This window comes from Paracoccus sp. IB05, from assembly GCF_016405985.1.
GTDB lineage: Bacteria > Pseudomonadota > Alphaproteobacteria > Rhodobacterales > Rhodobacteraceae > Pseudogemmobacter.
On the sequence record NZ_JAEFCF010000040.1, the window covers coordinates 1 to 22148 of the forward strand.

General features: G+C 63.6%; 21 protein-coding genes and 1 pseudogene. 15 read left to right on the plus strand and 7 right to left on the minus strand.

The window, feature by feature from the left end; genetic code table 11:
• The 5 genes from JC607_RS20435 to JC607_RS20455 all read left to right on the plus strand — a co-directional run.
• On the plus strand, positions 1–237 hold a 237-nt coding region (locus JC607_RS20435; protein ID WP_198838671.1), incomplete at its 5' end, for an IS3 family transposase.
• A 298-nt stretch (positions 238–535) separates the two neighbouring features.
• Positions 536–1192, plus strand: a complete 657-nt coding sequence (locus tag JC607_RS20440; RefSeq protein ID WP_198838672.1) for a GntR family transcriptional regulator — start codon at positions 536–538, stop codon at positions 1190–1192.
• 17 nt (positions 1193–1209) lie between these two features.
• Positions 1210–2781: an ABC transporter substrate-binding protein gene (locus tag JC607_RS20445; RefSeq protein ID WP_198838673.1), complete on the plus strand. Its 1572-nt coding sequence runs from the start codon at positions 1210–1212 to the stop codon at positions 2779–2781.
• Between the two features lie 93 nt (positions 2782–2874).
• Positions 2875–3909 carry a succinylglutamate desuccinylase/aspartoacylase family protein gene (locus JC607_RS20450; RefSeq protein WP_198838674.1) on the plus strand — a complete coding sequence of 345 codons (1035 nt, stop codon included), beginning with the start codon at positions 2875–2877 and terminating at the stop codon, positions 3907–3909.
• Positions 3906–4967, plus strand: a complete 1062-nt coding sequence (locus JC607_RS20455) for a low specificity L-threonine aldolase (protein ID WP_198838675.1) — start codon at positions 3906–3908, stop codon at positions 4965–4967. Before JC607_RS20450 ends, JC607_RS20455 begins: the two co-directional genes overlap by 4 nt.
• Here JC607_RS20455 and JC607_RS20460 read toward each other — a convergent pair.
• On the minus strand, positions 4944–5801 hold the full coding sequence (locus JC607_RS20460; RefSeq protein ID WP_198838676.1) for an AraC family transcriptional regulator: 858 nt from the start codon (positions 5799–5801) through the stop codon (positions 4944–4946). The two genes, JC607_RS20455 and JC607_RS20460, sit on opposite strands and share 24 nt — an antisense overlap.
• Positions 5802–5947: 146 nt before the next feature.
• On the opposite strand from JC607_RS20460, the gene JC607_RS20465 reads away from it, so the two are divergent.
• The 7 genes from JC607_RS20465 to JC607_RS20495 all read left to right on the plus strand — a co-directional run bounded on the left by JC607_RS20465 (position 5948) and on the right by JC607_RS20495 (position 12668).
• Positions 5948–6709, plus strand: coding sequence for a phytanoyl-CoA dioxygenase family protein (locus JC607_RS20465; RefSeq protein ID WP_198838677.1), 762 nt, complete (start codon positions 5948–5950; stop codon positions 6707–6709).
• Between the two features lie 92 nt (positions 6710–6801).
• A complete protein-coding gene (locus JC607_RS20470) occupies positions 6802–7815 on the plus strand; it encodes an ABC transporter permease (RefSeq protein ID WP_198838678.1) in 1014 nt (337 codons plus the stop codon).
• Positions 7816–7881: 66 nt separating this feature from the next.
• Positions 7882–8847, plus strand: a complete 966-nt coding sequence (locus JC607_RS20475; RefSeq protein ID WP_198838679.1) for a substrate-binding domain-containing protein — start codon at positions 7882–7884, stop codon at positions 8845–8847.
• A gap of 74 nt (positions 8848–8921) precedes the next feature.
• Positions 8922–10457: a sugar ABC transporter ATP-binding protein gene (locus tag JC607_RS20480; protein ID WP_198838680.1), complete on the plus strand. Its 1536-nt coding sequence runs from the start codon at positions 8922–8924 to the stop codon at positions 10455–10457.
• On the plus strand, positions 10454–11380 hold the full coding sequence (locus JC607_RS20485) for a ribokinase (RefSeq protein ID WP_198838681.1): 927 nt from the start codon (positions 10454–10456) through the stop codon (positions 11378–11380). The genes JC607_RS20480 and JC607_RS20485 overlap by 4 nt, the downstream gene beginning before the upstream one ends.
• On the plus strand, positions 11377–11838 hold the full coding sequence (rbsD, locus tag JC607_RS20490) for a D-ribose pyranase (protein WP_198838682.1): 462 nt from the start codon (positions 11377–11379) through the stop codon (positions 11836–11838). The genes JC607_RS20485 and rbsD overlap by 4 nt, the downstream gene beginning before the upstream one ends.
• Complete coding sequence (locus JC607_RS20495; RefSeq protein ID WP_198838683.1) at positions 11838–12668, plus strand: 3-methyl-2-oxobutanoate hydroxymethyltransferase; 831 nt, start codon at positions 11838–11840, stop codon at positions 12666–12668. The genes rbsD and JC607_RS20495 overlap by 1 nt, the downstream gene beginning before the upstream one ends.
• Before the next feature lie 163 nt (positions 12669–12831).
• Here JC607_RS20495 and JC607_RS25545 read toward each other — a convergent pair.
• The 3 genes and pseudogenes from JC607_RS25545 to JC607_RS20505 all read right to left on the minus strand — a co-directional run.
• A pseudogene (locus tag JC607_RS25545) lies at positions 12832–13078 on the minus strand (hypothetical protein); the annotation flags it as partial.
• Between the two features lie 421 nt (positions 13079–13499).
• Positions 13500–14117, minus strand: coding sequence for a hypothetical protein (locus JC607_RS20500; protein ID WP_198838684.1), 618 nt, complete (start codon positions 14115–14117; stop codon positions 13500–13502).
• A gap of 463 nt (positions 14118–14580) precedes the next feature.
• The gene (locus tag JC607_RS20505; protein ID WP_198838685.1) at positions 14581–15504 is read right to left on the minus strand and encodes a LysR family transcriptional regulator; all 924 of its coding nucleotides are present in this window, start codon (positions 15502–15504) and stop codon (positions 14581–14583) included.
• Positions 15505–15644: 140 nt separating this feature from the next.
• On the opposite strand from JC607_RS20505, the gene JC607_RS20510 reads away from it, so the two are divergent.
• Positions 15645–16469 (plus strand): aldo/keto reductase, encoded by an 825-nt coding sequence (locus JC607_RS20510; RefSeq protein ID WP_198838686.1) that lies wholly within the window; start codon positions 15645–15647, stop codon positions 16467–16469.
• A gap of 9 nt (positions 16470–16478) precedes the next feature.
• Complete coding sequence (locus JC607_RS20515; RefSeq protein ID WP_198838687.1) at positions 16479–17651, plus strand: MFS transporter; 1173 nt, start codon at positions 16479–16481, stop codon at positions 17649–17651.
• Positions 17652–17706: 55 nt separating this feature from the next.
• Here JC607_RS20515 and JC607_RS20520 read toward each other — a convergent pair whose 3' ends face one another.
• Together JC607_RS20520 and JC607_RS20525 are read right to left on the minus strand one after the other, a co-directional pair.
• The gene (locus JC607_RS20520) at positions 17707–18795 is read right to left on the minus strand and encodes an isocitrate/isopropylmalate dehydrogenase family protein (RefSeq protein WP_198838688.1); all 1089 of its coding nucleotides are present in this window, start codon (positions 18793–18795) and stop codon (positions 17707–17709) included.
• Positions 18796–18804: 9 nt separating this feature from the next.
• On the minus strand, positions 18805–19551 hold the full coding sequence (locus JC607_RS20525) for a glucose 1-dehydrogenase (protein ID WP_198838709.1): 747 nt from the start codon (positions 19549–19551) through the stop codon (positions 18805–18807).
• 178 nt (positions 19552–19729) lie between these two features.
• Here JC607_RS20525 and JC607_RS20530 point away from each other — a divergent pair, with 178 nt between their 5' ends.
• On the plus strand, positions 19730–21217 hold the full coding sequence (locus JC607_RS20530; RefSeq protein WP_198838689.1) for an aldehyde dehydrogenase: 1488 nt from the start codon (positions 19730–19732) through the stop codon (positions 21215–21217).
• Here the strand turns inward: JC607_RS20530 and JC607_RS20535 are convergent.
• Positions 21214–22113: a LysR family transcriptional regulator gene (locus JC607_RS20535; RefSeq protein ID WP_198838690.1), complete on the minus strand. Its 900-nt coding sequence runs from the start codon at positions 22111–22113 to the stop codon at positions 21214–21216. The genes JC607_RS20530 and JC607_RS20535 overlap by 4 nt on opposite strands.
• Positions 22114–22148 lie beyond the last annotated feature (35 nt).

Below are 22148 nucleotides of genomic sequence, written 5' to 3' on the forward strand. Positions count from 1 at the left end.
CATTCGATGAGCCGCCGCGGCAACTGCCACGACAACGCAGTCGCCGAGAGCTTCTTCAACCTGCTCAAGCGCGAGCGCATCAGGCGCAGAACCTATCGGATCCGCGAAGAGGCAAGGCAGGACGTGTTCGATTACATCGAGATGTTCTACAACCCGAAGCGCAAGCATGCGAGGAACGGGATGCTGTCGCCCGCCGAGTTTGAACGAGAGCAGATGATGAGACGTGAAGGCGTCTAAGAAACTCGGGGCTATTCAGTGCTGGATGAAACCAGCCTTGCAAATCTGGCCGACGGAAACCTGCCTGACGTGGTGCGCCGCCTCAGCGAAGGGCCGCATTGCTGGCAATCCTGAACACTGCCGGCTTTGCGCCCCTACGATGACGGCTCCGGCAAAGCCCAGGGCTCTGCTGTCCTGGCACTTTGCCCGGAAATCAGGCGCTCCGGCCTGAACAGTCGCAGAAAAACCCCCGCCCGCCCGAATCTGTGTTGCTGATTGCTAACAATCATCTATCTTTCGAGGAATCGGGGGGTCTTTCATGCTGTTCGAGAAAGTAAGTCTTACGGACCGGGCGATTTCGCACCTGCGCAACATGATTGTCGCCGGTGAGCTTGTGGCCGGACAACGCCTGACCGAACAGGAGGTCGCGAATGCCCTTCAGGTGGCGCGCGGCACGGTGCGGGCGGCTTTTGCGGCCCTAGAAACCGAAAACCTGCTGGTCCGGCGCCCCTATGCCGGCTGGTCGGTGAAAGAGATCAACCCCGAAGTTTTGCGCGAGAGCTACCAGCTTCGCGGCGCGCTGGAGGAACTGGCCGTCCGGTTGCTGGCCGGTTCCATGGATCACGACAAGCGCGACAGGCTGACCGAACTCGGCCAGCGGCTCAGATCGGCAGAGATGTCCGGGGTCGCCGAGGATCGGGTCAAGGCCGATCTCGGGTTTCACAGTGGCATTGTGGGGCTTTGCGGAAACGGGCTTCTCAAACGGCAATATGAGGCGATCTCGGGCCATACCGAATGGCTCTATCGCTGGTCGGAGCTGAACTGGCCATCCCGGATCAATCTGATCGAATGGCATCAGCCGATGATCGACGCGATCCTCGCCGGCGATGCCGGGGCCGCAGTCAAAGCGGCGCAGGAGCATACAGACCGCAGCCTCAGCGACGATGAACGCGATCTGAACAATCAAAACAAATGACAACAGGGACATATCAGATGACATCTTTCCCTCTCACCGGCACACGCTCTGGCACACGCTCTGGCCTCAGCCGGCGCGGCTTCCTTGCGGCAGGATCTGCGCTTGGTCTCTTGCTGCCCCTTGGCATGGCGCGCGCCGAAAGCGCGGCGCCGGTCAAAGGCGGCGTGTTCAATCTGGGGATGGCCGGGGGCAGCACCGACAACTCGCTCGACCCGCGCGCCTTTACCCAGCAGGTGCAGCGGGTGATCGGGGTTGCGGTCTGCAACCAGCTGGTCGAGGTGCTGCCCGACGGCACGCTGGCGCCCGAACTTGCCGAAAGCTGGGACAGCACCGACGCCATCACCTGGGTCCTGAAGATCCGCAGCGGTGTCACCTTCCACAATGGCAAGACACTTGATGCCGCTGACGTGGTCTATTCGGTCAATCTGCATCGCGGTGAAGACACGACCTCTGGCGCGAAATCCCTGTTCAACACGATCAGCGACATTCAGGTGACCGCAGCGGACGAAGTGACGGTGGTGCTTGACAGCGCCAATGCTGAATTCATGCGCGTCTTCGCCGATTATCACGCGATGATTGTGCCCGATGGTTTCACAGACTGGCCGAACCTGACCGGCAGCGGCGGCTATCGGCTGGTCAGTTTTGACCCCGGCGTGCGGGCGGTGCTGGAACGCAACCCGGATTACTGGAAATCTGATCGCGCCCATGTCGATCAGGTGGTGATCCATGTGATCAATGACGGCACCTCGCGGCTCGCGGCGTTGCAAAGCGGCATGATCGACGTGATCAATCAGGTCGACCGCAAGGTCGTGCCCTTCATCCGCGACAACCCGAAGCTGGACCTGGTGCGCTCGCCCGGTGCGGTCCACTGGACCTTTATCTGCGCCGCTGACAAGGAACCGACCAGCAACAATCATATCCGCCAGGCGCTGATGTATGGCTGCGACCGTCAGGCGATGCTGGATCTGGTGATGGGCGGGCTGGGCTCGCTGGGGAATGATCACCCGATCTCGCCCGACAGCCCCTATTACAATGCCGACCTGCCGCAGCGCCTGTTCGACCCGGAACGCGCGCAATTCCACCTCAAGGCCGCCGGGATGGAAGATTTCAGCATCGACCTCTATACGTCCGAGGCGGCGCTACCCGAAGCGATTGACCTTTCCATGGTCTATGCCGCCAAGGCCGGGCCGGCGGGCCTGAAGATCAATGTGCAACGCCGCCCGGCGGATGGCTACTGGACCGACGCCTGGATGAAGCAGCCCTTCGCGGTGTCCAGCTGGCTGAACCGCCCGATCGACCAGACCTTCTCGCTGATCTATGGCACCGGCTCGTCCTGGAATGAAAGCTACTGGTCCAATGAGCGCTTTGATGCGCTGCTGGCCGAGGGCAAGGCCGCGCTCGATTTCGACCGCCGCAAAGAGATCTATGGCGAGATGCAGGCGATCCTGCACAATGAGGGGCCGAGCGCGATCCCGGTCTTTGCCGATTTCCTCGATGCGAAATCGGTGCGGGTCAAAGGGTTCGAGCCAAGCAATGTCGCAGACCTCTCGGGCGACCGCATCATCGAACGGATCTGGCTGGAAGGCTGACCGCCGCGCCAGGGGCTCCGGGCGCATCGCGTGCCGCCCGGACCGTTCCGGTGACCGGAAACCCGGTCACCGTCCTCATAACCGGAGAACTGCATGTCCCTCACCTCCGTCTGGTGTGAGCCGGACCTGACCGCCCAGGGGCGCCAGGTCGGCTGGATCCGTGTCGAGCATTCTGTCCATCGTTCCGCCTATGGCACAATCGCAATCCCTTTCGCGGTTTTCGCCAATGGCGAGGGACCGACGATCCTTCTGATGGCGGGCTCGCATGGGGATGAATATGAGGGGCAGCTGGCTCTGACGCGGCTAATCCGCAGCCTTGATGTCAGCCGCATCAGGGGCCGGATCCTCGTTCTGCCGGCGGCAAATCTGCCCGCTGTTGTCGCGGGCCAGCGCACCTCTCCGCTTGATGGTGGCAATCTCAACCGCAGCTTTGGGGATCACTATACTGACACCCCAACCGGGCAGATTGCGGCTTTCATCGCCGAAGAGCTGCTGCCGCTGTGTGACGCGATGCTGGATCTGCATTCGGGGGGCAGTTCGCTGCGCCATCTTTCCTGTTCCTATGCCGATCTGGGCTGTGATGCCGCGATGGCGGCCAGGACCTTCGCCGCGCTTGAGGCGATGAATGCGCCGCTGTCCTGGGCGCAGGCGGGGATCCCTGCCGCGCCGGTCGCCGGACGGGCGGCTTTGCGCAAAGGGGTCATGCATCTCTCGGGCGAATTTGGCGGCGGCGGCGCGCTGAATGCCGCTGATCTGAATGTGGCCGAGCGCTGTGTATACCGCCTCCTCGACCATCTCGGCATCCTGGACCTGGCCGGGGAATGGCGTGAGGAGATCGCGACCCGCTTCGTCTTCAACACGCAGGCCCATTTCACCTATGCCCCGGGGGAAGGCGTGTTCGAGCCCCTGGCCGAGCCCGGCGATGTGGTGGAAAAGGGTCAGCCTGCCGGCTGGATCCACCGGCCGGAGCGCCCGGAAGACGCCCCCATCCCCTTGCATTTCACCAGCGACGGGATCGTCGCGGTGGTCCGCGCAATGGGGCGCTGCCTGCCTGGTGACTGCCTGTTCCAGTTGCTCGAGGAAACGCCGCGCGCGGCGGTCCTTGCGGGGATCAATGCGCTGCAATGACTGATTTCCGGTCTGATAACAGCTGCCCGCCATCGCCGGAGCTGCTCGATGCCCTCGCGCCCGTGCTGCGCCAGGGTCATTCGCCCTATGCTGCGGATGAGATCACAAAAAGGGTCGAAGGCCGCTTTTGCGAGGTCTTTGACCGCGATCTGCGCTTTTTCCCGTTGTTTTCCGGGACGGCGGCGAATGCGCTGGCCCTGACACAGCTCGCGCCACGTTTTGCCGAAGTGATCTGCCATCGCGACTCCCATATCAATCTCGACGAATGCGGCGCGGTTGAATTCCAGTCGGGGGCCCGGCTGCTGCCGATCGGGGCGCGCGACGGCAGGATCTCGCCCGACGATCTGCCACCCCTTCATGACAGCCAGGATCCGCACCGGATGCGACCGGCTGTGCTCTCGCTCAGCCAGTGCACGGAACTGGGCACCGCCTACCGCGCCGCCGATATCCGGGCGCTGACCGGGCCGGCACGGGCGGCCGGGCTGGGCGTCCATATGGATGGCACCCGCTTTGCCAATGCGCTGGCGACAACCGGCAGCACACCGGCGGATCTGAGCTGGCGCGCCGGCGTCGATATCCTCTGTCTCGGCGCGACCAAAAGCGGTGCGCCCGGGGCCGAAGCGGTTCTGATCTTCAACCCCGATCAGGCCGCCGGATTTGACCGGCTGATGAAACGCGCCGGGCATCTGGCATCGCGGCTCTGGTTCCTTTCGGCCCAGATCGAAGCCTGGCTGGAAAATGACCTCTGGCTGCGGCTGGCCGCGCATAGCAACGCCATGGCGAGCCAGCTTGCCGGTCTTATGCGGACCGCAGGTCACAGCCCGCTTTACCCGGTCGAAGCGAATATGCTGTTTTTTGCCGCCAGTGCCGGGCAGAGCGAGGCGCTGAACCAGGCCGGTTTCGCGCATTATCTCATTGCCCGGTCAGACGGGCAGACCGCGATCCGGCTGGTCACCTCCCATGCCACAACCGGTGCGGATATCGAACGGCTGGCGGCGGTGCTGCCCGGCATCCTCGGGCAAAGTGACAAGGTCTCACAAACCGCCGCCGCCATCTGACTGACGCCAGGCGGTCGGTGACAGACCGACCACCCGGCGAAATTCGCGGCTGAAATGATAGATGTCGCTGAAGCCGCAGGCCTCAGCGACCGCCGAGACCGTAACCCCCTGGCGCAGCAGCAGATCCTGAGCGCGCTGGATCCGCTGCCGCCTGAGCCAGTCGCGCGGTGTCGTCTGCAGATGCGCGCTGAACAGGCGGCGCAGCTGTGCCGCGCTCATCCGGGCTGTTGAAACCATGTCTTCCGCCGTCCAGCGCAGCTCGGGGCGGGCGCCCATCGCGGCGATCAGGCGCATCAGCGCGGGCGGCAGACGGTCGCTTTCAAGTGCCAGTCTTTCGGCATTCAGCAATGACCAGAGTTCGCCGATCTGCCGGTTGATCAGCAGATCCTGGTTCGTGCCCCGCTCGCGCATCAGATCAAAGAGGCGGGAAAACCAGTCGGCGACCGCCGCCCCGCGCGCGATCGGGATCCGCCCCGCGGGGCCGAACAGCAGGCGCATCATCTCTGTCGCCTCGGCCCCGGTGATGCGCAGCCAGTACAGCACCCAGGGGTCCTGTCGGTCGGCGAAATGGCCATGCGGCTGATCGCCCGCAATCACCGCGCAGGTCGAGGGGCCGATCCGGCGCAGCTCCTCGCCGATGCGGATCGTCCCCTGCCCTTCCCGGCAATACAGCAGATCGAATCCCGGCGAGGACAGCCGGCTGATCGCATAATCCGGGCCACAGATCACATGGCCCGCCCGGGCCACACGGGTAACTGCGCCGTCCCAGCGGGGATCGGGCAGCGTATGCAGGTTTTCGACAAAAACCGTTCGTTTTTCGCGGAGCGCAATCATGCGCGTTTTGTACAAATAATTGATCTGAGAGTCCATTTTAGAATGGCACCCGACAGGTCATAACCGCCACAGGAGGGGCCGCTGCAGCCATGGCGCGCGGTCCGGAGGATCGGATTTCATTTCGAAGACAGAGGGAGGGCCGGGTCATGCTCATGCCGACCAGGGACCAGCAGAACCGCTATGCGGAAGATGGCTTCTATATCGTCAAAGGGCTGCTTTCAGCCGAAGAAGTCACCAATTTCCGGGACCACGCCCGCAAGCAGCTTGAAGAAGAGGCCCGCGAAGGCAGTGTCATGGCCAAGGGTGACCGCGATGGCAAAAGCACGCTTCTGAAGATGTGGAACACCGCTGGCGATGACAAATACGGGCTTCTGGCCCGTGACCAGCGCATGGTGTTGCAGGCCGAAGCGCTGCTGGGTGAAGAGAGCTATCTCTACAGCCACAAAATGACGATGAAACAGCCCCGCGAGGGCGGCGCCTGGGAATGGCACCAGGATTTCGGCTATTGGTACAACAATGGCTGCCTGCGCCCCGATATGCTGTCGATCTATATCTCGCTCGACAAGGCGACCAAAGAAAACGGCTGCCTCCAGGTGCTGAGCGGCACCCATAAGCTCGGCCGTCTGGATCACGTCCGCGAAGATGGCCAGACCAATGTGGCGCGCACCCATCTCGAGGCCGCCATCGAGCGCTACGAGCATCTCTATGTCGAGATGGAAGCCGGTGACGCGCTGGTATTCCACGGCAATCTGCTGCACCGCTCGGATGCAAACAACAGCGACACCTATCGCTGGGGTTACATTTGCTCTTATAACGCCGTCTCGAATGCGCCCTTCGCCCGTCTGCGCGAATATGGCAATTACGAAGAGATGAAGCCGGTTCCTGCCGGCAGCTTCATGGCTGCCTGACTTCGGTTCTCCTGAGCCATTATGGCCCGCGACGGCGGGCCATTCGCCATCCCAGAAAGGCCCTGATTGCGGCCATCCCGGAAAGGAAGCTGATGACAGGATCTCTGGCACAGCCTGCCGCAAAAGCGGCAAAAAAGCGGTTCCTGCGGTTCGGCGGGCGCGAAACCGGCGTCGCGCTGGCCCTTTTGGTCATGTGTATCGCGCTGACGCTGCTGAATGATCGCTTTCTCACAACCAATAATCTGCTGAATATCGGGCGTCAGGTCTCGCTTCTGGGGATCATGGCGGTCGGCATGACCTTCGTGCTCGCCTCGGGCGAAGTCGACCTCTCGGTGGGGTCGATTTATGCGTTTTGCGGCCTGGTGACCGGCATGGTGATCGTCGCCGGCTACGGGCTTTTCGCGCCCCTGGTGCTGGGCATCCTGGCCGGGATTGTGATCGGCATTATCAACGGGCTTTTGTCGACCTATGGGCGGCTGCCCTCCCTGATCGCGACGCTTGGCATGTTGTCGATGGTGCGCGGTGCGGCGCTGATCCTGACGGATGGCCGCCCGGTCACCGTCAACGCCAAAAATGGCGCCGCGCCGGATGTGCTGGCGCAGTTCACCTTCCTTGGTCAGGGCTCGGTTGGCGGCATCCCGATGCAGCTTGTGTTCTTTGCCCTGATCGCGCTGGCGGGCTGGTTCCTGCTGGCGCGGACCTCGTTCGGCTTTCGCGTGCTGGCGGTGGGCGGATCGACCAAGGCGGCGCGCGTCTCGGGGATCTCGGTCGAGCGCGTGAAGATCGCAGCCTTCGCGCTGATGGGCGGCCTTGCCGCCTTTGCCGGTATCCTGTCGATCGCCTTCCTGCCCTCGGGCCAGGCAGGGCGCACCGGACTGGGGCTGGAGCTGGACGTGATCGCCGCCACCATCGTCGGCGGCACCTCGCTTGCGGGCGGTGAAGGCACCATCATCGGCACCATCCTTGGTGTGCTGATCATCGGCGTGTTGCGCAACGGGCTGGTGCTGACCGGGGTTTCGCCATTCGCCCAGGAATTCCTGATCGGCCTCGTCATCGTCGTCGCGGTTGCCATCGACAAATGGACCATCCGGGAACGCCGGATCTGAATGACCCCGATAGGGGCGATCATGCGGGAGGGCATGATCGAAAACAACAAAGAGGGAGGAACTCAGATGAAAAAACTGCTTGGAACCGCGCTGGTCGCGGGGCTTGCCTGGCCGATGCTGGCCGGAGCTGACCCGATCAATGTCAAGGATTTCGCCCTGGCGCCGCGGATCGCCGAAAAGGTGGCCGCGGGCGAAGAGCTGAACATCTTCGTCTCGTATCACGATGTCTCGAATGAATTCGCGCCGCAGATCCGCGCAGGCGTCGAGCGCGGCGATGCGCTGGACAAGGTCAAAGCGAAATTCATCGGCCCGGTTGGCGCCGATGCCGATGGCCAGATCAATGAGATCGAGGCGCTGCTGGACACGATGGACGGGCTGGCGATTTCCTCGGTCTCGACCGATGCGCTGGCACCGATCATCGACCGCGTGGTCGAGGCGGGCATCCCGGTCATCACCTATAATACCGACAATCCCGACAGCAAACGCATCGCATTCGCCGGCCAGGATCTGATCCAGTCGGGCCGCGAAGCCGGCAAGCTGATGTGCGAGGTGCATCCCGAGGGCAAGCTGCTGATCCTCACGCTGGATGCAGCCGCGCAATGGTCGCTCGACCGCGAAAGCGGCGCGCGCGAGGCGATGGCGGCCGGTTGCCCCGCGGCCGAGGTGGTGCAGACCGTCAATACCGGCACCGATCCGCAGGAAATGTATGCCGCGATTGAAAACGCCATGCTTGGCAACCCGGAAATCTCGGGGCTTCTGAGCCTTGAATGCTGCACCACTCCGGCAGCCGGTTCCTGGGTGGATCGCAATGGCCGCGCGGGCGAGGTCAAGATCGTCGGTTTTGACCTGCTCGACCAGACGGTTGAGTTCGTCGAGAACGGGGTGATCCAGGCGACCATCGACCAGGCTCCGGAAGCCCAGGGCTTTGCCGCCGTTGACCTGCTGGCGAAGTTCCTCAACGGCGAGACCATTGACGATCTCGACACCGGCGTCGGCATCTTCACCTCTGCAAATATCGCAGACGTGAACTGATCAAAGCGTCCCGGGCTCGTCGGGGCCCGGGACGTTTCCCGGACAGTTTCTGAACAGATCGGCACGGAATGCAGATGGACAGGTCCCCCGTCGTCAGTTTTCAGCGGATCGGCAAATCTTTCCCCGGTGTGCGCGCGCTCTCGAATGTGTCGCTGTCGCTGAACCCGGGCGAGATTCATGCCGTGATCGGTGAGAATGGCGCGGGAAAATCGACGCTTATGAATATTCTCGCGGGCGTTCTGGCGCCAAGCGAGGGCACGCTTATGCTGGATGGCCAACCGCTGCGGCTGGCCTCGCCGCTGGACGCGCGGCGGCGCGGGATTGCTGTGGTGTTCCAGGAGCTGTCTTTGTGCCGCAACCTCTCGGTGGGCGAGAATGTGATGCTGCCGGCGCTGGCAGAGATCCCATCCTGGCAGCTGATCCGCCGTGCCCGCGCGCAAGCGCAGTCGCGTGAAATCCTCGCCCGGCTCGGCATGGATATCGACCCCGCGACACCTTTGCGCGATCTGTCGGTGGCGCAGATGCAGCTAGTCGAGATCGCCCGCGCGCTGGCCCGCAAGGTGCGGGTCCTCGTGCTGGACGAGCCGAATTCGGCGCTCTCGCCACATGAATCCGAACACCTGTTCAACATCATGCGCCAGCTGCGCGCGGAGGGCGTGGCGATTGTCTATATCTCGCATCACCTGAATGAGGTGCTGGCGCTCTCCGACCGGATCAGTGTCATGCGTGATGGCGAACTGGTCGAAAGCATCACCGATCTGACCGGCATCGAAGTGCCGCATCTGGTGGCCGCGATGGTCGGGCGCGATCTGGGGGATGCCGCGCCTTACGGAATAACCCATCCGCCGCGCGACACGGCGCCCGTTCTGTCCCTGCGCGACTTCCGGGTGCCGGGCGAGATCAACGGCGTCTCGCTTGATCTGCGCCCCGGCGAGATCCTCGGGATCGGCGGCCTGCCCGGCAGCGGCAAGGATATTCTGGCCGAGGCGATTTTCGGCCTCTGCCCGCGTTCGGGCACCGTGACCATTGCCGGCCAGACACTGCCGGCGCAAAAGCCGATGGCTGCCATTCGGGCCGGAATCGCACTGATCCCGGCGGATCGCCGCAACGGCGGCGCGCTTTTGTCGATGTCAGTGGCGCAGAATGTGGTGTCCTCGACGCTCGACCGCCACTCGAAGATCGGCGTTTTGCGGAATGACCTGATCGGGGAAACCGCCAGCCAGCAGATCCGCGCCTTTGACGCCCGCGTATCCGGGCCGGGCCAGGTGATGAGCACGCTGTCGGGCGGCAATCAACAGAAGATCATCCTGTCGCGCGGCATCGTGTCAGAGCCGAAGGTTCTGATCCTGCATGAACCAACCCGGGGCATCGATGTCGGCGCGAAAGCCGAGATCTACGCGATCCTGAAACGCCTGGCGGGAGAAGGACTGGCGGTGCTGATGATCTCGTCCGAACTGCCCGAACTCGTCCTGCACGCAAACCGCGTGGTGATGATGGCGCATGGCATGGTCTCGCGCGATTTCACCGGAGCGGAGATTTCCGAGCAAAATCTGATGATGGCGGCGAGTGTGCAGCCCGCACATCTGTCCGAAGTGGAGGGGGCAGCATGAAGAAACCGGTTATTACCGTTGTCGGCAGTTTTGCGGTTGGGATGACGATCAGAACCCCCACCCTGCCGATTTTTGGCCAGACAATTCTGGGCTCCGATTTCGATATGGGGCCTGGGGGCAAAGGGTCGAACCAGGCGGTCGCCACGGCGCGGCTTGGCGCGGATTCGGCGCTGGTCGCCTGTGTGGGGAATGACGCGCTGGCAAAGATCGCCACCGATATGTACCGCGCCGAAGGGGTGAACGCCCGCCATGTGACCGAGTTGCCGGACCGCGCGACCGGGGTGGGGTTCATCATTCTTAACACCGAGGGCAACAACTTTATCATCCTCGATATGGGCGCGAATAACGCGATGGATGCGGCCGAGGTTGACAAATCCGCCGACCGGCTGGCCATGTCGGATGTGGTGATGACGGTGCTGGAAATCCCCGATGCCGCCGCCTCGCGCGCGATGGAACTGGGCAAGGCCTCGGGGGCGAGAACAGTCCTGAACCCGGCACCGGCCCGTGCGCTGCATCCCTCGATTTTCAAACATGTCGATGTGCTGATCCCGAATGAAAGCGAACTGCGGATCCTTTTGGGCCTGAAGCCTGACGACCCGACCCCGTCCCGCGATCTGGCGATCCGGCTCAGGCGGCTTGGGGTTGGCACGGTGGTGGTGACGCTTGGACGTGAAGGTGTGCTGATCCTCTCGGACGAGCATGACCTGCATATTCGCGCCCCCGAGGTCGCGGTGGTCGATACCACCGGCGCGGGCGACGCCTTCTGTTCGGGCTTTGCCGTGGCGCTGGCCGAGGGGAAATCCATCCCCGAGGCCGCGCGCTATGGCACGCTTTGCGGCTCCTGGGCCTGCACGAAACTCGGCGTGGTGCCGTCGCTGGGGCGGCGCCATGAAATCGAAGCCTTTGCGAAGGAAATCCAATGAAACGCGGTCGCATTCTGAACGCTGAACTGAACCATGCCATTGCCTCGATGGGGCATGGCGATCTGATGATCGTCTGTGATGCAGGCTTCCCGATCCCCGACACGGCCTGGCGCGTCGATCTCGCGATCGAGAAAGACCTGCCGGATCTGGGCCAGGTGCTGTCGCTGATCGCTTCGGATTTCGTGGCTGAGAAAGTCAGCTATGCTGACAACCTGCCAACGAACAACCCGGTCTTGCTGGATAAAGTGAAGACGCTCTTCCCCGATGCCGATCACGAGATGACCACGCATGCCAATATCCTGGGTGCGATGGCGGCACAGGCCAAGGTGATTGTGCGCACCGGCGCTTTTGACCCCTGGGGCAATATCCTGCTGTGGTCGGGCGTCGATGTGCCGAAATGGTTCGACAAGCCGGGCGTCATCGCGCCGCCGGAATATGCGCGGAAGCTGAAAGCCTGATGCCGAAGATCTTTGACTGGGCCGCGCAACCGGCCGAGCGCATGGTGACGGTCGGCTCGCTCCGGGCGGGGAAAGGTACCCCCGCCCGCCACGCCCAGGTCACCGCCGATACCGCAGAAGAGGCCGAAGCCGCCGAAGCCGCCGGGATTGAGATGGTGGTCTGCCGTGCTGCCAATGTGACAACCGTCCGACGCGGATCGAAACGGGTCTTTGTGACGGCGGCGCTTGGTTTCGCTGAAGCCATCACCGAAGACGAGATCCTGCGCACCGCCTTTCGCGCCCTGACCGATGGCGCCGATGCGGTGATCACCGCGCGCCGCCTTTCGGTCGTCAGCCTGCTGGCGGCGGAAGATATCCCCGTCATGGGCCATCTGGGCTTCGTGCCGCGCAAAAGCACCTGGACCGGCCGCACCCGCGGCGTCGGGCGCGAGCCGTCCGAGGCCGAAGAGCTCTGGCATCGCTTCCGCCGCCTCGAAGAGGCCGGTGCCTTCGCGGTCGAGGCCGAGCTGGTCGCAGCGCCTTTGCTTTCGGCCATCACCCGCAAATCGGGGCTGGTCACCGTCTCGCTCGGCTCAGGCCCGGGCGGTGATGTGGCGTTCCTGTTCACCTCGGACATCATCGGCGACAGCCCGCGCCTGCCACGCCATGCCCGCTCCTGGGGGGATGTGGCCAGCCTGCGCCAGCAGATCGTCATCGAACGGCAAAGGGCGCTTACAGCCTTTCGCAGCGAGGTCGCCGGCGGCAGCTATCCTTCGCCCGGCGAGTTGATCCACCCAGAGAGCGACCCTGAGCTCGACGCGCTGCTCGAGCGGCTCAGCAGTGCCGGCTGACCTGCCGGCCGTGCGAAAGGACAGAAGCCCGCGCAGGGCCAGGACCGGCAATCTGACCTCGGGGAGTGGTCACCCGGAGACCGAAGCCCCCCCGTCGCCTCGGGTCAGGTCAGGGCCCCCGCTCCCGTACTGCTGCCGCATCGCGCCCCTGCGAGGCGCGGGTTGCTTCTTCCGCCAAGGTTAGGACAGTGGATCGTGGCTCCGAAGGCCCCGTCTTCATATCCTCGACGGTCGACCGCTTGCGCCACTTCGCAACGGTCTTGAGATTGATGCCCAACTCACGGCTCAACTGCGCGAGCCCTCAGACCCGCCCTTGAACCAATGGCGGGCAGATCTTCGACTTGCGATCGCTGTATTGCTGCTCTGACGGCGTGCGTGGTCGTGGCGCTGCCATGACGAATTTTTCCCAAAGGGCGTCCTTCCATTCCAGAGAAAGGATCGCACCAGCAAACCGTGGGATCAAACACCTGGTGCACAGGTCGCAAGCGCGCCCAAGAGGATCAACGGGAAGGTCGAGCCAAACCCGATGACGACCGAAATCTGAAACCGCTCTCCGAACCTGCGGGGCACGGCCATGACCATTCATATCTGGCAACGACCCCGGCACAGCAGGTCCGGGACCGGTCGTCAGCGAAGAATTCTGCCATCCGCCTGGTGCAAGTGGGGAAAGGGTCACATAGCTCTTCAGTGTTGACGGGAAGCGGATAGGCACTGCTCACCCCGCCCGCGACCCGTTTCAGAGTGTTTGACGGCGCGGTGATGGACCGGCTGCTTTGCGGCCTTTCACCTTGTTCAGCGCTTTGACACAGTCCGGGACAAGGCCGAAGCCGGTCACGAAAAGGACGCTCCCCCTGGCACCCGCCGAATGGCGGAAACCATTGGAAAGCCCGACACAGCTGCGCCAGAGAGAAAGCTCCCCAGATCATTGCATAGTCCGGTCTGCGACCGGCAGAAGGTGGCCCGGAGGTCATTGTCGCGGAATCCCCAGGTGAACATCAAGGCGATGACCAGGTCTGCGAGGCCAGACAGGCTGCGGCAAATGACCAGCAGCCCCGGGCGGATTGGAGAAATAGCCCGGGCGATCTCGCCCACATCGGCATCGAGGCCGGACCCGTTGACCGCGAAGATCCTCTGCGGCGCGTCATGACCGGCTTCCCGGGCGCTGATATGCTCCGATATAGCGCAAGCGCCCGACCCGATCTGCACGCAGAAATCATAAAATGATTTGCAGAGTTCCAGCCTCCTTGCGGCCCGGGGCATTTCGACAAAGCTCTGAATATCAAAGGGTCTTTCCGTGTTCTGATATTCAGGCCCGGAATTACCGAAGATGTTGGTCACCCGCATCGGGATTCCTTCGAATCCGCGCCCGGAGCATATTGCGGCGCCACAAATGGTCTGGTCGTCATGCCGCGGCACTGCAGGAATTTGGGAATCGCTTCTGTTCTTCAAGCTTTGCGGGCGGCGCCAGGTCGCGGCTGTATTGCTCTGGGAACACCGCCTGCAATGCGGGGCAATTGAATCAACCCTTGCGACAGGGCCAGCCGATGACAGCACCAAAGACAGGCAACAGCGGTTAATTCGGCGTGTTTTTGTGCCATTCGGAATAGCCTGCCAGGATCGGAGAAATCGGACGAGGGCAGGATTTCAGAACGCCATCAGGCTGGATTGCGCCTCGAAATCTCTCGCCTGTTCGATCCGCGTATTGGCGGGGATTCCAGCCAGCCCGACAGCACGCCGGATCATCGGCCTGGCGCGCGTCCGGGTCTGCCGTTTCGCCTTATTGCTGCCGGTCGGGGCGATCAGGTCTCGCCGCGAAGGGTGGTGCCGGTTGCCTCGCAAGAGGAAATCCGCATCGGGATCCTGCGCCCGGACCAGCTGGTCACCGCCCTGCGCATGCCGCGCCGATGCCGTCTCAGCTGCTGCGGTAGCCCGGCGCCTGTTCCAGAAAATGCCGCAGCCGGGGGGTCATGAAATCGAGGAAGGCACGGACACGGCGCGGCAGGTGATCGCCGCCCAAAAAGACGGCATGCACATCTTCATTGTCACCGTCGACGGCCTCGGCGAGCACCTCGACCAGTGTGCCGCGCGCCAGATCCTTGCGGATATGAAACTCCCCCATCCGCGCAAGACCCATTCCGGCCAGCGCCATCTGACGCACCGTCTCGCCATTATTGGCCAGAAGCGGGCCATTCACGCGGTTGTCGATGATCCGCCCGCCCTCCTGCAGCGGCCAGACCGGCGATGAGCGGCGGAAATTAAAGCCAAGGCAGGCATGATCCGCCAGATCGGCACCGCTTTGCGGCACACCGCGCCGGCGCAGATAATCGGGCGAGGCCACGATTTTGCGCGCCGCATGACCCAGACGGATCGCGGTCAGGCCCGAGCTTGCCAGCCGCCCCACCCGAAACGCCACATCCGTGCGGTCGAGATAGAGATCCACGACCTCATCCGAGATCGAAAGATCCAGGGTGATATTCGGATATGCCTGCCAGAACTCCGGCAGCAAGGGCTGTATCGCCACCACGCCCAGCCCGACCGAAGCCGAGATCCGCACCTTGCCGGTGATGCTGGCGGCCCCCCGTCCCAGGTCAGCCTCGATCGCATCCAGCTCAGCGAGGAGGTTGAGGCTGCGGTCATAATAGACCTGCCCCTCGCCCGTAAGCGAAAGCCGCCGGGTCGAGCGTTCCAGCAGCCGCACACCAAGCCGCGTCTCGATCCGCCCGATCAGTTTCGAGACGGTCGAAGGGGTCATGAGCAATTGCCGGGCCGCCTCGGAAAAACTGCCGGATTCAACCACCCGCAAAAACACCTGCATCTCGCCTGCGCGGTTGTCCATCCTCGTCCCCTGCCCCTCTCAGCGCATCCAGGAAATAATTTCACAGATGATGCGAAGATCGGAGGAATTATCAAGCCCTCGCAGCGGGTCTATCTGGGGGCAACGCCAGCCGCCCGATGGATCTGGCACAGGAGAACAGGATGCAATTTGTAAAGACCCATGGGGCTATGATCCCGGCGCTTGGCTTTGGCGTGTTCCGCATGTCTGGCCCCGAGGTGCAGACCATCGTCCCGGCGGCGCTTGAGGCCGGGTTTCGCCATTTCGACACGGCGCAGATCTATGAGAACGAGGCCCCTCTGGGACAGGCGCTGAAGGCCTCGGGTCTGCCGCGAAGCGAGCTGTTCCTGACCACCAAGGTCTGGGTGGCAAATTACAGCGCAGATCGTTTTGCGGCTTCGGTCGATGAAAGTCTCGAAAAGCTCGGGGTCGATCAGGTCGATCTTTTGCTGGCGCACTGGCCCGGCGATCAGGTGCCGGTTGCACAACAGATCGACTGGCTGAACGAGGCCCGGGCGGCGGGCAAGACCCGGCATATCGGCGTCAGCAATTACAACCGCAGCCAGCTGCGCGCGGCGACCGAAGCCAGCGCAGCCCCCATCCTGACCAATCAGATCGAAATCCATCCCTGGCTTGACCAGTCAGAGATGGCCGCTCTGGCGCGGGAGACCGGCACATCCCTGACCGCCTATTTCGGCATGGCCGATGGTGCGGTGCCAAAGGATCCGCTGATCGCCGGGATCGGGGCGCGATATGGCAAGACCGCCGCTCAGGTCGGCCTGCGCTGGCTGATCCAGCAAGGCTTTGTCGCCCTGTCGAAAACCGCCAGCCCCGCGCGTGTGACCGAGAATTTCGACATTTTTGACTTTGCGCTGACCGGGTCCGAGATGGCCGCGATCAGCGGTCTTGCCCGCGCCGATGGCCGCATCGTCTCGCCCGCAGGTCTGGCACCTGACTGGACCGCGTGAGGACAAGATATGGAAAGCCGCAAACTGAACTGGCCGTTGCTGGCCCTCGCCGTGGGGGCTTTTGCCATCGGCGTGACCGAGTTTTCGCCGATGGGGATGCTGCCGGTGATCGCGCGCGGGGTCGGGGTCTCGATCCCTTCGGCCGGGATGCTGGTCAGCGCCTATGCCATCGGGGTGATGGTCGGGGCGCCGGTCATGACGCTCCTTTTCGCACGCTTTGGCAAACGCACGGCTCTGATGGTGCTGATGGCGATTTTCACGCTTGGCAATCTGATGTCGGCGCTTTCGCCTGATTACTGGACCCTGCTGGCCTCGCGCGTGGTGACCAGCCTGAACCACGGGGCGTTCTTTGGCCTCGGCTCGGTGGTGGCGGCGAGCCTCGTTCCGAAAGAGAAACAGGCCAGCGCGGTTGCGACCATGTTCATGGGTCTCACAATCGCCAATATCGGCGGCGTGCCGGTGGCAACATGGATCGGCCAGGCGACCGGCTGGCGCGAGGCCTTTGCCGGGACGGCGGCGCTTGGCCTTCTGACCATCGCGGCCCTGTGGCTCGCCCTGCCGCCCGGTGCCGCCGGCGCGCGCCCCGAAGTCGCGCGGGAGCTGCGCGTGCTGACCCGGCCGCCGGTGCTGGTGGCGCTTGCCACGACGGTGCTTGGCGCCAGCGCGATGTTCGTACTTTACACCTATGTTGCGCCGGTGCTGGCGACCCTGGCGGGCGCGTCGGACGGGTTTGTGACACTGGCGCTGGTGCTGATCGGGCTGGGCTTCACCTTCGGGAACTGGCTGGGTGGCCGGATGGCCGACTGGTCGCTGGAAGGGGCAACGGCGATCTTCCTCGCGGCGCTTTCGCTGATCATGCTGGTCGCGCCCTTTACTCTTGGAACGCTTCCTGGTGCCGCGATCACGCTGTTTCTCTGGGGGGCTGCCGCTTTTGCCATCGTGCCGCCGGTACAGATGCGGGTGATGCAGGCCGCTGCCGATGCGCCGGGCCTTGCCTCTTCGGTGAATATCGGGGCCTTCAACCTTGGCAATGCGATCGGTGCGGCGCTTGGTGGCGCAGTGATCGCGCTGGATCTGGGCTATAGCGCAGTGCCGGTCGCGGGCGGGTTGACGGCGGCGGCAGGGCTGGCTCTGGTCTGGCTGAGCCGCCGGAACCCGGCGGGGATGCCCTGCAAGGCATGAGATAAAGGCGCGCAGTTGCCGGCTGCGCGCCTTCACGTTTCAGCGCAGCGCCAGATCAGGTCAGGCGGGCGCGCAGCCCTTCAGTGATGGCGGCACTGCCGCTGTCGCCGCCCAGATCACGGCTGATCAGCCCATCGGCAATTGCCGCGCTGACGGCAGTACGGATCCGGGCTGCGGCCCCTGAGAGGCGGCAATCCTCATGCCGCGCTGCCAGCCATTCCAGCATCGACGCCGCCGAAAGCACGGTGCCATAGGGGTTCGCGACCCCCTTGCCCGCAATATCCGGGGCCGAGCCATGCGCCGCCTGGAACAGCCCCTGAGCCTCGCCAACCTCGGCCGAGGGGGCAAGCCCCATGCCGCCAATCGTTGCCGCCGCCAGATCCGAAAGGATGTCGCCGAACATATTCTCGGTCACGATCACATTGTAATGGCCGGGCTTTGTCACAAGATACATCGCCATCGCGTCGATCAGACCATGTTCGGCCTGAATATCGGGATACTCCGCCGCCACCTCGTCAAAGATCGCGCGGAAAAACGCATAGCTGCGCAGCACATTGGCCTTGTCGACACAGGTGACCCGTTTCACCCCATCCGCCGGCGCGCCATTCGAGGCCCGCGCCAGATCGAACGCCTTGCGCACGATGCGTTCGACGCCTTTTCGGGTCTGAACCAGGGTATCCACCGCCATCTCACCGCGCAGCTGCGCGCCGGCGCCCCGGGCGGCGTAAAGCCCTTCGCTGTTCTCGCGCAGGATGATGTAATCGATATCCCCGGGCTTCACATCCGCCAGCGGCGACCGGATGCCGGGATAAAGCCGGATCGGGCGGATATTGGCGAAAAGATCCAGCTCGAACCGCAGCCGCAGCGTGAAATCCAGCCCTGCCTCGGTCCCGTCAGGATGGACGACACCCGGAATTCCCGCCGCGCCATGCAAAACCGCATCCGCCCCGGCACAGGCGCGGAAGGTGGTTTCCGGAAAGCTCTCGCCGGTCTGGCGGTAAAGCTCGGCGCCCGCAGGATGATCGGCAAAGCGCAGGGGGCAGTCATTCCCGAAGGCCGCGCGCAATACCTCGACGCTGGCGGCCGCCACTTCGGGGCCGATGCCGTCCCCGGGGACGACCGCGATCTCATAGATCTCTTTCATCTTGCCGCCTCAGATACAGCGCCCGCCATCGACTTCCATCGCGACGCCGGTGATCATCGACGCTTCCTCGGAACAGAGGAACGCGGCGGCATTGCCCATATCCTCGGGCGTCGAGAACCGGCCAAGCGGGATCGAGGCGAGGAATTTTGCACGGATCTCGGGCGTGTCCGACCCCATGAAGGTGGACAGAAGCGGCGTATCCCCCGCCACCGGGTTGATCGCGTTGACGCGGATCCCGAACGGGGCCAGTTCCACCGCCATCGCGCGGGTCGCGGTGATCACCCAGCCCTTGGAGGCATTATACCAGGTCAGATTGGGGCGCGGAGAGACGCCGCCGGTGGAGGCCACATTCAGGATCGCACCGGCGTTCTGCGCCTTGAAATGCGGCACCATCGCGCGGGCGCCATAATAAATTGAACGCATGTTCACATTGGCGATCCGGTCGAAATCCGCCTCGTCCAGCGCGTCGAGCGGTGTCGGCAAATGACCCACCCCGGCATTGTTGACCAGCACATTCAGCCCGCCAAAGACTGATAGCGCCAGATCCCGCGCGCCCGTCATGCCTTCGGCGCTTGCCACATCACCGATGAAGGGGCGGCAATCAGCGCCAAGGCTTTCCGCCACCCGTTCTGCATTGGCCTGATCGCGGTCCATCAGCACGACTTTCGCACCCTCGGCCACGAATTTCCGCACGATCCCTTCGCCAAAGCCCGACCCGCCGCCGGTGACGACAGCAATCTTACCACTCAGTCGCATCATATCTCCCTCGCGGGGCTTTGCCCCCCGCCAAACGCCGGCAGAATGGGGGAAAGCCGGCGCCGGTGACAGCCGCATTATCTGAACGCGCGATCAGGTTTCCTTCCTTGAGCGCGGCTCTGCGCCGGGTATTTTGTGCCGCAGAGATCCGGTGATCTGACCGACCGGAGGGGATAACATGACCGACTGGACCAGCCGCGCAACCGCGCTTTACGATGGCGGCTTCCGCCCGATGTTCATCAATGGCCAATGGGTCAGCGCCGTCTCGGGCGAGGTGATGGAGGCGCGCAATCCCGCCACCGGCGCCCTGCTCGCAACCGTACCGAAGGGCGGTGCAGCCGATATCGACGCTGCCGTCCGGGCCGCGCGGCGTGCCTTTGAAGGGCCCTGGTCGAAATTCACCCCCTTTGAACGTCAGGCGCTGCTGTTGCGCATTGCCGAACGGTTCGAGGCGGAATGGGAGGATCTGTGCCTTTCCGACACGCTGGATATGGGGATGCCGATTGCCCGCACCCTGGGCAATGCGCGGCGTGTATTGGGGATGCTGCGCTTTTACGCGGGCCAGGCGGTTGCGATCCATGGCCAGACCATCCCGAATTCCTTCCCGGGCGAGATCCTGTCGCAGACAGTCAGGGAACCGATCGGCGTGGTCGGCGCGATCATCCCCTGGAACGCGCCGATTGCGGGATCGGTCTGGAAGATCGCCCCGGCGCTGGCGACCGGCTGCACGGTGGTGCTGAAACCGTCCGAGGAAGCTTCGCTGACGGTGCTGATGATCGCACGGCTGATGGCCGAGGCTGGTCTGCCCGAAGGCGTGCTGAATGTGGTGACAGGCACCGGAGCGGATGCCGGCGCGGCGCTGGCGGTGCATCCCGATGTCGACAAGATCGTCTTTACCGGATCGACCGCCACCGGTCAGGCCATTGCCCGCGCCGCCACCGGCACGCTGAAACATGTCTCGCTGGAACTGGGCGGCAAATCACCGGTCATCATCTGCCGCGACGCGGATATCGACAAGGCGGTCCCCGTGGCGGCGATGGCGGTCTTTGCCAATTCCGGCCAGATCTGCATCGCCGGATCGCGCCTGTTTGTCGCGCGCGAGATCCATGACGATTTCGTCACCCGCGTCGCGGATTATGCCGCGAAACTGAGGATCGGGGATGGGATCGCCCCGGAAACCGAGATCGGCCCGATCATCTCGGCCCGGCAAAGCCAGCGGATCGAAGGCTTCCTGACCACCGGCCTGCAAGAGGGCGCAAAGACCTATACCGGCGGCACAAGACTGGATCTGCCCGGGCTTGAGGGCGGCAATTTCATCGCACCGACCGTCTTTGGTGCCGTCACCGATGAGATGACCATCGCCCGCGAAGAGATCTTTGGCCCGGTGATTTCCGCCATGCCCTTTGACACGCTGGACGAGGTGGTGCAGCGCGCCAATGCCACGCCCTATGGCCTCGCAGCGGGGATTTTCACCACGCATCTGGGTACGGCGCATAAACTGTCGCGCCGCATCCGTGCCGGATCAGTCTGGGTGAATATGTATCACGCGATCGACCCCGCCGTGCCCTTTGGCGGCATGAAAATGTCGGGCTATGGCCGCGAGGGCGGGCTGGAACATCTGGGTGAATATCTTGAGACCAAGGCGATCTGGATCAATACCGACTAGGTTCGGCCCAGTTCGGTCCGGATCAGCTCGATCAGCTGTTCAGAATAGCTGTGCTGGACATAGCCCTTCGCGGTCAGGATGCCCACCGCGCGGGTCGAGCCGGGATCCGAGATCCGCACCACGCGGAATTCGGCCGTCGGCATCATCGGCACCGCAATCTCCGGCACCAGCGCCACGCCAAGCCCGGCCGAGGCCAGCGCAATCGCGGTATAGGCGTTCTGCACCTCATATTGCAGGTTCAGCGAGATGTCCTGATCTGCCGCCAGCCGGTCGATCTGCGCCCGGATCGCGGTCTGGCGGTCGAGCAGGATCAGCGGGAAACGCGCCACCTCTGACAGCGTGAAACGCTGCGCGCCTTCGTCGAAATCGGCGGGGATACAGGCGACGAGATGGTCTTCGAGGATCGGCTCGAACTGGAAATCGCTGAGCCCGGGCACTTCCGGCCCGATATAAAGTTCAACCTCCTGCTCCTGCAAAAGTGCAAGCGCGGCATTGGGCGGCGTTTCCTTCAGATCCACCAGGCTGCGCGGATAACGCAGCTTGAAGGTCGCAAGGATGCGCCCGAGCCGGGTCGAGGCGAGGGTGGGCGCACAGGCAATCCGCACATGGCCACGCCGCTGCGCCGCGACCTCGGACAGGCGCGCCAGCCCGGCCTGCACCTCGGCCATCGCATGGCTGACCTGCTCATAGAGCACCCGCCCTTCCGAGGTCAGATTGGCGCGTTGCGGCGTGCGGATGAAGAGGCTCATCCCCACCTGCGCCTCAAGATCGCGGATCTGCATCGACACGGCCGAGGGCGAGCGGTTGCTTTCCTCTGCCGCGCGGCGAAAACTGCCATGTTCGGCAGCCAGCAGAAAGGTCTGCAGCAATTTGAGATTGATATTGCTTGCAGCCATGACGGGCCCCCTGTGACAAGATCGTAGCCCCGGGG

Bases quoted from the DNA above. Each gene is read 5' to 3' on its own strand.
- JC607_RS20440 (WP_198838672.1), top strand. From the start codon at position 536: ATGCTGTTCGAGAAAGTAAGTCTTACGGACCGGGCGATTTCGCACCTG.
- JC607_RS20480 (WP_198838680.1), top strand. From the start codon at position 8,922: ATGGACAGGTCCCCCGTCGTCAGTTTTCAGCGGATCGGCAAATCTTTC.
- JC607_RS20535 (WP_198838690.1), bottom strand. From the start codon at position 22,113: ATGGCTGCAAGCAATATCAATCTCAAATTGCTGCAGACCTTTCTGCTG.
- JC607_RS20450 (WP_198838674.1), top strand. From the start codon at position 2,875: ATGTCCCTCACCTCCGTCTGGTGTGAGCCGGACCTGACCGCCCAGGGG.
- JC607_RS20525 (WP_198838709.1), bottom strand. From the start codon at position 19,551: ATGCGACTGAGTGGTAAGATTGCTGTCGTCACCGGCGGCGGGTCGGGC.
- rbsD (WP_198838682.1), top strand. From the start codon at position 11,377: ATGAAACGCGGTCGCATTCTGAACGCTGAACTGAACCATGCCATTGCC.
- JC607_RS20515 (WP_198838687.1), top strand. From the start codon at position 16,479: ATGGAAAGCCGCAAACTGAACTGGCCGTTGCTGGCCCTCGCCGTGGGG.
- JC607_RS20465 (WP_198838677.1), top strand. From the start codon at position 5,948: ATGCTCATGCCGACCAGGGACCAGCAGAACCGCTATGCGGAAGATGGC.
- JC607_RS20510 (WP_198838686.1), top strand. From the start codon at position 15,645: ATGCAATTTGTAAAGACCCATGGGGCTATGATCCCGGCGCTTGGCTTT.
- JC607_RS20475 (WP_198838679.1), top strand. From the start codon at position 7,882: ATGAAAAAACTGCTTGGAACCGCGCTGGTCGCGGGGCTTGCCTGGCCG.
- JC607_RS20445 (WP_198838673.1), top strand. From the start codon at position 1,210: ATGACATCTTTCCCTCTCACCGGCACACGCTCTGGCACACGCTCTGGC.
- JC607_RS20505 (WP_198838685.1), bottom strand. From the start codon at position 15,504: ATGGACAACCGCGCAGGCGAGATGCAGGTGTTTTTGCGGGTGGTTGAA.
- JC607_RS20470 (WP_198838678.1), top strand. From the start codon at position 6,802: ATGACAGGATCTCTGGCACAGCCTGCCGCAAAAGCGGCAAAAAAGCGG.
- JC607_RS20495 (WP_198838683.1), top strand. From the start codon at position 11,838: ATGCCGAAGATCTTTGACTGGGCCGCGCAACCGGCCGAGCGCATGGTG.
- JC607_RS20460 (WP_198838676.1), bottom strand. From the start codon at position 5,801: ATGATTGCGCTCCGCGAAAAACGAACGGTTTTTGTCGAAAACCTGCAT.
- JC607_RS20485 (WP_198838681.1), top strand. From the start codon at position 10,454: ATGAAGAAACCGGTTATTACCGTTGTCGGCAGTTTTGCGGTTGGGATG.
- JC607_RS20455 (WP_198838675.1), top strand. From the start codon at position 3,906: ATGACTGATTTCCGGTCTGATAACAGCTGCCCGCCATCGCCGGAGCTG.
- JC607_RS20530 (WP_198838689.1), top strand. From the start codon at position 19,730: ATGACCGACTGGACCAGCCGCGCAACCGCGCTTTACGATGGCGGCTTC.
- JC607_RS20520 (WP_198838688.1), bottom strand. From the start codon at position 18,795: ATGAAAGAGATCTATGAGATCGCGGTCGTCCCCGGGGACGGCATCGGC.